Source organism: Cytobacillus sp. EB106-05-05-XG126 (assembly GCF_058791715.1).
On the sequence record NZ_JBYTDU010000001.1, the window covers coordinates 386,388 to 397,938 of the forward strand.

General features: G+C 41.7%; 12 protein-coding genes and 1 pseudogene. 9 read left to right on the forward strand and 4 right to left on the reverse strand.

What is annotated here, in order from left to right; genetic code table 11:
• Positions 1 to 10: 10 nt before the first annotated feature.
• Positions 11 to 2,137 (reverse strand): MMPL family transporter, encoded by a 2,127-nt coding sequence (locus AC3WTL_RS01960; protein WP_197249500.1) that lies wholly within the window; start codon positions 2,135 to 2,137, stop codon positions 11 to 13.
• Between the two features lie 182 nt (positions 2,138 to 2,319).
• On the opposite strand from AC3WTL_RS01960, the gene AC3WTL_RS01965 reads away from it, so the two are divergent.
• From AC3WTL_RS01965 to AC3WTL_RS01980, 4 genes are all read left to right on the forward strand, one after another.
• Positions 2,320 to 3,108 carry a hypothetical protein gene (locus tag AC3WTL_RS01965; protein WP_197249501.1) on the forward strand — a complete coding sequence of 263 codons (789 nt, stop codon included), beginning with the start codon at positions 2,320 to 2,322 and terminating at the stop codon, positions 3,106 to 3,108.
• Positions 3,109 to 3,561, forward strand: a complete 453-nt coding sequence (locus AC3WTL_RS01970) for a hypothetical protein (RefSeq protein WP_197249502.1) — start codon at positions 3,109 to 3,111, stop codon at positions 3,559 to 3,561. It begins immediately after the preceding gene.
• A gap of 24 nt (positions 3,562 to 3,585) precedes the next feature.
• On the forward strand, positions 3,586 to 4,152 hold the full coding sequence (locus tag AC3WTL_RS01975) for an isochorismatase family protein (RefSeq protein WP_197249503.1): 567 nt from the start codon (positions 3,586 to 3,588) through the stop codon (positions 4,150 to 4,152).
• Between the two features lie 83 nt (positions 4,153 to 4,235).
• Positions 4,236 to 4,925, forward strand: coding sequence for a YetF domain-containing protein (locus tag AC3WTL_RS01980; protein WP_492368863.1), 690 nt, complete (start codon positions 4,236 to 4,238; stop codon positions 4,923 to 4,925).
• 24 nt (positions 4,926 to 4,949) lie between these two features.
• Here the strand turns inward: AC3WTL_RS01980 and AC3WTL_RS01985 are convergent, their stop codons facing one another.
• Positions 4,950 to 5,687 (reverse strand): YqcI/YcgG family protein, encoded by a 738-nt coding sequence (locus AC3WTL_RS01985; protein WP_431189183.1) that lies wholly within the window; start codon positions 5,685 to 5,687, stop codon positions 4,950 to 4,952.
• A 56-nt stretch (positions 5,688 to 5,743) separates the two neighbouring features.
• Here AC3WTL_RS01985 and AC3WTL_RS01990 point away from each other — a divergent pair, with 56 nt between their 5' ends.
• The 4 genes and pseudogenes from AC3WTL_RS01990 (at position 5,744) to AC3WTL_RS02005 (ending at position 8,895) form a co-directional block, all read left to right on the forward strand.
• Positions 5,744 to 5,899, forward strand: a complete 156-nt coding sequence (locus tag AC3WTL_RS01990) for a hypothetical protein (protein WP_283934795.1) — start codon at positions 5,744 to 5,746, stop codon at positions 5,897 to 5,899.
• 209 nt (positions 5,900 to 6,108) lie between these two features.
• On the forward strand, positions 6,109 to 6,951 hold the full coding sequence (locus AC3WTL_RS01995; RefSeq protein WP_283934794.1) for an STAS domain-containing protein: 843 nt from the start codon (positions 6,109 to 6,111) through the stop codon (positions 6,949 to 6,951).
• Between the two features lie 175 nt (positions 6,952 to 7,126).
• On the forward strand, positions 7,127 to 7,843 hold the full coding sequence (locus AC3WTL_RS02000; RefSeq protein ID WP_248347939.1) for a YwaF family protein: 717 nt from the start codon (positions 7,127 to 7,129) through the stop codon (positions 7,841 to 7,843).
• A gap of 81 nt (positions 7,844 to 7,924) precedes the next feature.
• Positions 7,925 to 8,895: pseudogene (locus AC3WTL_RS02005) on the forward strand (HD domain-containing protein).
• 48 nt (positions 8,896 to 8,943) lie between these two features.
• Here AC3WTL_RS02005 and AC3WTL_RS02010 read toward each other — a convergent pair.
• Together AC3WTL_RS02010 and AC3WTL_RS02015 are read right to left on the reverse strand one after the other, a co-directional pair.
• Complete coding sequence (locus AC3WTL_RS02010) at positions 8,944 to 9,102, reverse strand: DUF1682 domain-containing protein (RefSeq protein ID WP_163140746.1); 159 nt, start codon at positions 9,100 to 9,102, stop codon at positions 8,944 to 8,946.
• 108 nt (positions 9,103 to 9,210) lie between these two features.
• Positions 9,211 to 10,002, reverse strand: coding sequence for a DeoR/GlpR family DNA-binding transcription regulator (locus AC3WTL_RS02015; protein ID WP_492368864.1), 792 nt, complete (start codon positions 10,000 to 10,002; stop codon positions 9,211 to 9,213).
• A gap of 315 nt (positions 10,003 to 10,317) precedes the next feature.
• Here AC3WTL_RS02015 and AC3WTL_RS02020 point away from each other — a divergent pair, with 315 nt between their 5' ends.
• Positions 10,318 to 11,520, forward strand: coding sequence for a metallophosphoesterase (locus AC3WTL_RS02020; protein WP_492368865.1), 1,203 nt, complete (start codon positions 10,318 to 10,320; stop codon positions 11,518 to 11,520).
• The last annotated feature ends 31 nt before the right edge of the window (positions 11,521 to 11,551 follow it).

The window sequence follows — 11,551 nt, forward strand, 5'->3', positions numbered from 1 at the left end:
GACCCTCACTCTATTCCGAAATTTTTTGCCGGGAAGTTTCCTTATCTTTTTCAAAAAATAAGATTAATGCCGGAAGCAGCATCCCTCTCACAAGGAAGGTATCAATCAATATTCCCATCGCAACGATGAAGCCGAAGACGAATAAGTCCGCGATTGGCATGGTCATCAGGGCGGCAAAGGTAGCAGCCAGAATGAGGCCAGCCGAAGAGATAACGCCGCCCGTATTGCGGATGCTAATTTCAAGAGCGTCCTTCACCCGGTGTTTCTTCCTTTCCTCCATAAAACGCGAAACCAGGATGATGTTGTAATCAATCCCCAATGCTACAAGGAAAATAAAAGAATAGACAGGAACACGGGAGCTGATGGCTTCAAAGCCGAATAATACATCAACCAGGAATATCCCAAGCCCTAAAGCCGAGACAAATGAGAGCAAAATAGTTGCCATCATGTAGATCGGCATCCTGATGGATTTCGTTAGTGCAAATAACAATGCAAGTATCAGGACCGTTTCAAGCAGGACAATTTTCATTATATCATTGCTGTTGACATCCTGTTCGTCCACTATTTTCGGAGTGACCCCGCTATAGTAGGACTCAGCTTCCACACCGATTTCTTCTAATAACTCAGGTGTGTCGTTACGCAAATCTTTCATAAAGGATATGGCTTCGTTTGAATATGGATTGATGGATAATGCCACACTCATTTTTGCCGCCTTGCCGTCTTCGGATAGAGCAGACAGGCGGACAGAGGCAACTTCCTCATATTCCTGCAGCTTTTCACTTATCGCTGCTGTATCGTTTTCAGCCAGCTTCTGATCACTGACAACCAGAAGTGTCGAAGGAGCCAGCTCGCCTTTGTCATATCTGGCTTCGACTATTTCATAGCCAACCCGCGATGGCAGGTCTTCCGGGAATTTCTTGACGGTGTCGAATTCATAATCAAGGCTGAAAATATTAAACGCTGTGATGAGCATGAAAATGCCGACAATTCCGCCTGAAAGGCCGGGCTTGTTCACAACGAATCTGGCAATGGGTCCCCAGACACTATGTTTAACTTCTGTTTCAGCACCGTATTTAGGAACCTTCGGCCAAAACGCCTTGCGTCCAAACAGGGTGAATAGAGCTGGAACCAGTGTAACTGACGCGAGCATGATAAAAAACATCGCCGTTCCGAAAATCGGGGCAAAGTTCTGATAATCACGAAATTCCGCGAAGAACAGAACCAGCATGGCAGCAAGAACCGTTCCGCCCGCAAAGAAAACAGGCTCGCCGGTTGCCCGCATGGCATGTTTCATGGCTTCATATTTGTTTTCGAAATGGTTAAGCTCCTCACGGTAACGGGAGAAAACAAATAAGGAATAATCAATCACGGCAGCAAACAGCAAAATGCTCATGATGGAGGTCGTCTGGTTATTGATCTCAAGTCCGCCGGCACCCATTAAAGCAACACTCTGGTTTACGACCTGGTAGACGATCGCCGTTGCCAGAAGCGGAATGATAGCTAGCAATGGTGAACGGTAAATGGCTATAAGCAAGACAAGAATGATGACAACGGTGGCAATCAGGAGAACAAAGTCCGCCTGTTCGAACAGCTTGACTGTATCTCCGGCAATACCGGCTGGACCTGTGATATAAAAGGAAGTGCTTTCAAGATCCTTCGCAATTTTATTACCCACTTTTGACACATGATCATTTATTTCGGCATACTGGTCATTGCCAAGTCCCTGTTCAAGCTCCATCGGCACAATTAAGGTGGACTTGTCCTCAGAAATGAAAGAGCCAAGTGCTTGCGGCGGAAGCTTGCTGATATCGATAATCGTCTTGATTCCATCGATATCTTCTTTCATGATTCCTTCCAGAATCTGTTTAGCTTCTTCGATTTGAACCTCGCCATTTTCGTTATGGAAAACCAGGATGCCCGGAGTTCCTTGTTTGTTTGGAAAATATTCTTCTGTTTTATTTTGGGCAATAATGGATTTCGCCTCATCAGGAAGCGACTGGAAATTATTGGTTTTATAATCTCCAAGCATCGGACCTGCACTTAAGCCAATCATCAGCACAAGCCAGCCGATAATCGTAATCCACATTCCCCGTTTGGTGGAAACCCAATCTGTTACCCCATGCAGCAGTTTTTTCACATGAATGCCTCCTAAAACTAATTTCAATGGCTATTCTACAAAATGAAAATAAACTTTATATCAACTTTCGTTTACAGTTTCATCGAATGCAATGCTAATGACTTTTAAAAGACTGTATGAAAAGATCCTTCTTGATAGAAAATACCAATAATGGTTTTTTCAGATAAAGCTGGGGTGGATTTATGCCATATACATACAAGAATCAAAAAGCGGGTCCTAAGCTTGCTTATTTAAGTATTTTTGGAACCTCACAAATTCATTTGAGAGATCCCTATGTAGTAGCTATGTGGTCTGCAGTATTTCCGGGCTACGGTCATCTGCTGTTAAATAAATATCTTAGGGGCTTTTCCCTGGTTATTTGGGAATTATTCATAAACCAAATGATTCATCTGAATTCAGCCATGGTTTATAGCTTCATCGGAGATATTCAAAAAGCAAAAGATGTAATAGATATCAGATACATGCATTTGTATATTCCTGTATATATTTTCGCCATCTGGGATAGTTACCGGACAACTGTAGACATGAATAAAATTTTTCTCCTGAACGAAAAAGACGCAGGGGCCATAAAGAGATTAGTGATAAAACCATTCGAGATCAATTACCTGGATAAAAGAGACCCCATAGCCGCTATTTTTTGGTCGTTGACCATCCCAAGCCTTGGCCAATTATACATCCACAGAATTTTTGGCGCCTTTTTTACATTGGTTATGACGGTTGTACTTGTCCATTTTTCTCATTTTATCGAAGCATTCCATTACCTCCTAATAGGAGAACTTAAGAAATCATCTCAGGTTTTAAATGCACAGTGGCTGCTTTATTTGCCATCATTTTATTTTTTTACACTTTATGATACCTATATGAACGTTGTTGAAAACAATAAATTATATGATACCGAGCAGAAGAAGTTCTTGAGAAAGTATTATCAAACAAATTCATTTCAATTACAGAAAGGCATTAAGGTGAAGTAAATGCAGGTATTTGCAACCTTTGACCATTCACCCTATCTTGAACTTGCAATCAGGAAGCTGGAACAGCAGGGAATAACTGACATATACTCGGTCCCGCTGGATAACCGGACGGAGGATCCACGGATGTTTGACACAATTCACAAGTCAGATGGAGTATCACTTATAAATAAAGGGATGGTCCTAGCGGTAATGTTCTCAGTTGTTGGAGCCAGCAGAGGATTTATATTGGAATGGGGACCAATTTATTGGGGATTGATTGGGGCTGCGGCTGGATTTCTGATTGGCTTTGCAATTGATTTCACCCTTATTAAGCTAAGAACTAGAAATAAGCGGCTGCTAAAAGGAGTAAAGTCTGAGGTTATTTTGATTATTGGCTGCCATGAAGAAGAAGGAAAACAGGTTGAGGCGATCCTCTGGGAGCATTTTGCAAACGGAGTCGCCAGAGTAAATTAACTATCCTTTTAGGAGGGAAGTGCGATGAATAAATTTCCTAATGCACCAGCATTGTTGGTTTTGGACATGCAAAAGGGATTTGATGACCCTTACTGGGGGAAGCGGAACAATTTCCATGCTGAAAACAATGCGTTTCGCCTGCTGACTGAATGGAGGAAGCGGGAGTGGCCCATATTCTTTTCAAAGCATTTGTCGCTTGATCCGCAATCGCCTCTTTATCATAAAAATGAAGCGGGAATCCAATTTAAGGACTTGGTGGCTCCAAAATCAGGGGAACAGGTTTTTACAAAGAATGTAAATAGTGCCTTCATCGGCACAGAGCTTGAAATCCAATTGCGGCAGCAGCAGATCAAATCTGTTTTTATCACAGGCCTATCCACACAGCATTGTGTCTCAACCACAACGAGGATGAGCGGAAATCTAGGGTTTATCACCTATTTGGTATCAGATGCGGTTGCTGCTTTTGACATCACTGATCATAAGGGAGTTGTCCATTCGGCGAAAACAGTGCAGGAATTGGAGCTGGCGGCATTGCATAAAGAATTTGCAGTGATTGTGACTTCCGATGAAGTGATAAAAATGTTGACTTAATATTGTGGATTGGCTGTATTGCTCCAGGGAGGTTATAAGGCTCTTATAAAAAAGGTATATCTTGAAAGGTGTGTGGCTTAAAAATGTCAGTTAATGAGACGATACTCCGTGTAACCATCTCGTTTTTGGTGTTATTTATGCTGGCAAGGCTGATGGGGCGGAAGGAAATTGGGCAAATGACCTTTTTCAATTGGGCTTCAGCCATCGGAATCGGGTCTATTGCCGGAAACCTTGTCGTGGATGACAGCACCCCCATTAAAGATGGGGTAATCGCACTAATTGTTTGGACGGCTTACACCATCGCATTGGATATCATCGACCTCAAATCGAAACAGGGAAGGTCAGTTACAACAGGTGACCCGTTGATTGTCATAAAAGAAGGCCGGATTATGGAAGCCGCTCTTAAAGCAGCAAGGGTGGACCTGGATGAGCTTCAGGCGTTATTAAGGCAGAAGGATATATTCTCCTTTAAGGATGTCGATTGCGCCATACTGGAATCAAACGGAGATCTGTCTGTTTTGAAAAAAGAAAGTCAGCAGCCAGTTACGAAAAAAGATTTAAACATTCAGAGCATAAAAAATGTTCTCTTTCCATTACCTACAGATGTTATTTCCGATGGAAAGGTCAATTCAGAAAATCTATCTAAATTACAGTTAGAAAAAAGCTGGCTTGAAAGGGAACTGCAAAAAGCAAATATCCGTTCACCAGAAGATGTATTTTTTGCACAAGTCCAACAGGACGGTACTTTATATATCGATAGAAAAAGCAAATAGAGAACAGAAGCGGCTTCTGTCCTCCTATTTATTCTTGAACGTCCCCAGCAGGCGATGAAAGGGGCATTTGGAAATCGCGGTATCATCATCCCGAAGAAAATATTGTTTCCATTCAAAATTGTCTTCGTCGCCATAACTGTTCAAATCAGGATGGATGGTGATAGTGTCATAATTGAGTAGCCTTTTGCGAACCTGATTTTTAATGCGGGATGCAAATGTTCGCTTCTTCATGAACTCCTGCAGAACCCATCTTGGCGTGATGGCAAGCATCATCGTATCAAAATGGCGGCTCTGCCTATTTTTATGTGCAGGGGTAGCACAATACATAAAGTATTTTTCCCCGTGAAAGCAGAACTCCCAAAGCGGATCGTGCGGGTCTTTAGGGATTCCGTTTGGCCACTCCACTTCATCTATCTCAGACAGTCCAGTCAGCTGGTCCCAAAAAAGCTGCTCATACTCCTCCACGCTTAAATTATCCTTCTGTTTATAAAAAATGATCAGTGAAGTGTAGCTTCCGTAATCTCTTGAGTGCTTTGTGAATTCCTTCAGGATGGATGCTGTCTGCTGGACAGAGGCCGGATCTCCTGGATCGTCCGCAAATCCATAACGAAGCTGATTGTTGGCAAACCCGATGGTAGCAGGGATGCAGGGGAAGGGTTTTTCTTTGCCGGTCATCTTTTTCTGGAATCTATTTAAGGCATTCAGCTGCCAATCTTCTAAACTCTGCAGGCTGGAGGAGCTGGCAGTATATAAATGGCTGATCTTGGTCACCCCCCTCTAACTCCTATACTATATTCCAAGCGGGATAAGGAGGGTGAGTGTCCATGGTGAAAATGGGCGGACAGAGGCGGGGGCAGGGATTTGCTTGGTATGGGGATGACGGATTGAATTGGGCAAGGGAGGATATTGGTGGTCATGACTACGAATACAGGCGGAGAACTGAAGAAAATGTTGTCATGTTGGGTTTATGGTGACCAAAATTCAGATGCGGGTTGGAAAACGGTAGTTAATTATAAGGAATAACTCAATACTCTTCCTATAGAAAAAGGGGCAGGTAATCACTAATAATCCTTAAAAATTAATTCAAAGGTTTATTCTATAAAACAACCGGGTAAGGTAATGTGTTTAGGACGAGGCGGGCTCATTTTTAAAGGGTTAAATCAAGGTGTTATAGGGGGAGAACATGAATAATCAGATGCGTCTATTAGGGGAAAAGATTATAAAAGAGAAGGACACAATAGCAAAAAAACTGCATAAGGATCGAATGAGCGACGTCGAGATGACTGAAACAGAAAGATCACAGGCTGAGAAAATGGAAGCTCACATTGTTCAGATTCGTGCTGAGTTTATTGAATTGTTTGGTGAAGCATTGCTGAATCATGAGAACAAAGATAAAGCAATGGAAAAGATTGAAAAATGGTGTAAGGGGACAGGCGAGTATTTCTTCAAGCTCGGGATCCCTTTGGATGAAGCTTTAAAGGATGCGGGATATTATCGGAAATATATCTGGAAAGAACTAGAGGAAACAATGATTGAGCATGAGATGCCTGCTGCAGAGATCTTAAAGGTTGTCTATTTGATAGATCCTCTGCTGGATCATTCCATTCATTGTTTCAGCATGGCTTATGTCCAATACCATCAGTTAACCCTCGAGAATGCAAAGCAGGCTTTCCTTGAGCTATCTGTCCCGGTTGTTCCCCTATCAAAAGGGGTGGGCATCCTGCCGCTAATTGGGAATATTGATACAGGGAGAGCACGGCTGTTAATGGAAGAAACATTAAAACAATCTGCACACCTAAAGCTGTCTCATTTAATTTTAGACCTTTCCGGTGTCATGATTGTCGATACGATGGTGGCAGATCAGCTGTTTAAAGTAATTGAAGCCTTATCGCTTGTCGGCGTTAAGACCATCATTACAGGAATCCGCCCGGAAGTGGCACAGACGATTGTTACGCTCGGCATTAATCTGAATGGCATTCAGGTAAGGGCCAATGTGTATCAGGCATTTGAAGAACTGCATGGGTAAAATGGAACATAGCAGAGGAATTCAGATTGAATTTCCTCTGCTATGTTTGAGTTTTAATCGCTTTCTTCCGTGGGCATTCATTCAATTTTTCCGCATATGAACCGTGTTAATTTTCCCAGCCGTGAATACAATGAATCAAACAGCACTTCAATGAATATTGAGGGGTGATGACATCATGTTTTCGGTAACGGGAATGCAGGGTTTTGAAATGTTTTCGCTTATGCATCTGGTTACGTTGTTTCTTTTCTTTTTTACGGCCTGGTGGCTGGTTTATTACAGGCAGGCGCTCAGGGCTTATCAGAAAATCATTAAATGGACGCTGTTTTTTACGTTGCTTGCCTGTGAAGTGACGTATCATGTATGGCTGGTCCTGACTAATCAGTGGGATGTGTCAAATTTGCCGCTCCAGTTATGTTCCTTGAGCACTTTTATTGCACTTTTCCTATTTTTAAAGCCAAATCAAAAGGCTTTTTGGCTGCTTTATTTTATTGGTGCAATTCCTCCCATTTTAAGCATGGTGACACCAGATATGGTTTACCAATTTCCTCATTACCGCTACATCAAATACTTTCTTCATCATTCAGCCATTCCATTAGCCGTACTATATTTTATTATGTTTGAAGGATACAGGGTGCCGAAAAATGCGGTGCTGGCCGGCTTTTTAACACTGAACGTGATTGCGGTGCCAGTCTTCTTTTTAAATCTGCTGCTGGGGACCAATTTTTTCTATCTGGCAAGCCCGACAGAAACCAAGACCCTGCTGTCATTTTTCGGAAATGGTGTCTGGTATTATGTAACGCTTGAAGCTGCTGCGTTAGTTGTCTTTTTTATAACTTATTTACCGATGCATTATCTGCAGAGAGCTGAACAAAAAAGGGTACGCGGAAAATAAAGCCTTATTCCCGCCGGAATAAGGCTTTTCTCCTTAATACATATATAATGTAGGTAGATATTTATCAAACCAGGAGGATTTATGCTAATTAAAGATGAGCTATATGGAGAATACAAGCTTGAAAAAGTGCTGGAGGAATTAATCAGCAGCAGACCGGTGCAAAGATTAAAGGGTGTTCACCAGGGCGGAGCGAGCTATCTTGTAAATGAAAAATGGAATATAACGAGGTACGATCATTCATTAGGTGTGATGCTGTTAGTGAGGAAACTGGGCGGTTCTGTGGAAGAGCAGATTGCCGGCTTGCTTCATGATGTTTCTCATACTGCCTTTTCCCACGTAGTCGATGGGGTTTTAAAAATGAAGCAGAAGATTATCATGAGCATATTTTTGAGCAAGTTGTTCTTGAGTCTGAAATCCCGGCTATTTTGAAAAGGCATCACCTTGATTATGAAAGCATCCTTTTTGATGATTCACAATGGACATTATTAGAACAGCCTGCACCTGAACTTTGTGCAGACCGGCTGGACTACACGTTGAGGGACATGTACCGATACGGTTATATTTCTCTAGATGAGGCACAATGCTTTTTAAAGCATATGATCGTTGTTGACGGGCAAATTTATATTTCTGACTTGCAGGCAGCTGAGTGGTTCGTCAAAACTTATTATACAGAAGTTATTGAGTTCTTCATGGAACCCTTAAATATTTTTGCCAATCATACACTTGCAAAGGCTCTAAAAAAATCTCTCGAAAAAAAACTTATTCATTTGGATGATTTGCTTGGCAATGATGAAGAGGTATTAGTGAAATTAAGGGAATCAGGGGATCAGGAAGTGAAGCGTCTTCTTGAAAAGATGGATCATAAGGTCACCGCACAAGAAGACAAGTTAGACTACGATATACATTTCAAAGGCAAAATAAGATTGATTGACCCATCTGTTTTGATTAACAGCAAGCTGATCAGAGCATCAAAGCTCTCAGAAGACGTTAAAAACAGAGGACAAAAAGCATATGAAAAAGCAAAGGAAGGTGTGTACATAAAAATTCGATAATGAAGAAAGCCTTATTCCTGCTGGCCGACAGGAATAAGGCTTTGTCTTTTATCGCTTATTCTGTTCCTTTTCTTTTTCGTACTGCCGCTGCGGAGTCATTTTGGAAATGGCGTCATCCACAACTTCCTGGGCTTTCTTCGCTTCCCGATCCTGTTTTTGTGCTTCCTCCTGAATGCGGTTTACATCCTGCGGGGTATTTTCGCTCATATAAATTGCCTCCCTTAATCATATATGTTTTTAATGTTTCCTTTTTAAAAGGAAATAAACAATCTGGATAGAGATGACAAAACGCATAGCCGATGACTGACTTTGATTTTATGTATATACCTTCACCCATTTTAGCCCATTGAACTTGATTTCTTCCTCCGGCCAATTCTGCGGCAATTCTGCATCAGTAATAACAAAATCAATAGCTGAAAAAGGGCTGATATGGAAAAATGCCCTTTGATTCAGTTTTGAGGAATCGGCTGCCACATAAACCTGTTTAGATCTTTTGATCATGATGGAGGAGGCAGCAGCTTCATCCATATTATAATCGCAGATTCCTTCGCGGCTCATTCCTCCACATGAGATAAAGGCCTTGTCAAAGTAAAAGTGTTCCAGCATCTGGTTAGTTAGTGAACCTGAGGTTGAGCGCTGCAGGGGATTCACGGTCCCGCCAATCAGAATGACCTTGCCACTGAACAGTTTATTTTCCATTCTCGTATTTAATACATCTGCGGCAGCCAGGGAATTGGTTACGATCGTAACGTTCTCAACATTTTCAATCGAACCGGCAATATGAAGAGTTGTGGAGCCGACATCCAAAACGATTGTTTCTCCATCGGAAATAAAGCTTGCGGCAGCTTCACCAATTTTCTTTTTAACCGGAAGGCCTATACCAATCCGTTTATTTAACTGCTGCTCCTTCTCTAAGCCAAAATAGCCTATCGCTCCTCCATGAATTCTCCGCAATTTGTTTCTCTTCTCAAGCCGTCTCAAGTCACTCCGGATTGTTTCAGGCGTTACACTTAATTTTCTGGAGAACTTCGCTACACTCACTTTATTATTTATTTCTAATTCCCTGATAATTCTCATGTGCCTTTCCTCAACAATCCCTTTTTTCATTAATAGCAGCCCCCGCTTTCATGTTATGGATAAGTATAGGGATGAAGTTTTAAAAATTGAGGTTAAAAATATTAATTTATTTAAAAGTTTTAAAACAGAAAGGAAAACAAAAGAATACAAAGAGAGGAAAGTCCCGAATTTCATACTTCCCTCCTATTAATCTCCGATGAATAATAGAAAATAATTTTTTGTTTATCTTTTTGCCTTTGTTTTCTTTACTAAACAATCTATTGATATTAATACTTCTTTAATAGATTTACTCTAGGATTTTAACCGTAGGGAAAAATTATTGATCAATTCATGGAGGTAAGGCTGATGAAGAAAGAAAATGAAAGCAAAGGAATGGACAGAAGGACATTTATTAAAGCGGGAGGAGCAGGGACTCTGGCTTTAACCATGGCAGCCGCAGGTTTACCAGGAGACTTATTCGAAAGCAGGGTCCAGGCGGAAGAGATAAGTGAAAAGCTGGAAGGGCCGAGACTTTCCTTCAACTCAAATGGGAAATTTAAAATTGTACAATTTAATGATACGCAGGATGATGAACGGATCGACAGACGGACTATACAGCTGATGGAAAATGTGCTGGATTCTGAGAAGCCTGATTTTGTCGTTTTAAATGGTGACAATATAACAGGCGGGTGTGACACTGAATTAGAAATGATGCAAGCGATGAATAATGTTGTCCAGCCAATGGAACAAAGAAAGATCCGCTGGGCGGCTACGTTTGGAAATCATGATGAGGATTCAACTCCAAAGAGCGGCATGGATGAGAGCGGTATGCTTAAGTTCTATATGAAATATAAGCATAATATGAATACTCCTGGAGAAAAAGGCCTGACGGGAACAGGAAATATGAATCTATTAATCAAAAAATCGAAAGGGAATAAGGCGGCCTTTAATCTTTGGCTTTTAGACAGCGGAAGATATGCCCCTCGAACAATCGCCGGCCAGGATTTCAAGGGCTATCCAACATGGGATTGGCTGCGATTTAATCAGGTCAATTGGTATTATGAAAGATCGAAAGCAATAGAAAAGCGCTATGGCTATAAAGTTCCTTCTCTTGTATTTATTCATATTCCTCTATGGGAGCACCGTTTTATGTGGTGGGGCAGTGTGGATGGCCGTACACAGGCAGGGCATGATTTGGCTGTTGCAAGGCATCAAATTAATGGAGAGCGGAATGAAGATGAGTGCCCCGGCCCAATCAACAGCGGCTTGTTTACAGCCATGCTCGACAGGGGGGATGTGAAAGGAGTATTCTGCGGCCATGACCATATTAATACATATTGCGGAAACTACTATGGAATTCTGCTTGGATATGCCGGAAATACGGGTTTTGGCACTTACGGTCTTTCAGGCCCCGAAAGAAACAGACTTCGTGGAGCGAGAGTATTTAATTTAGATGAAAATCATGATGGTGTTTTGGCCGATACACATATGGTTTTTGCCAAAGACTACGGAATTGATTTAACTGCCAACGACCAGAGCATGGATCCTCTGCCGCTGGAGAAAAAATAGGCTAAACAGAACCTGCAGTGTTTTATAGAAA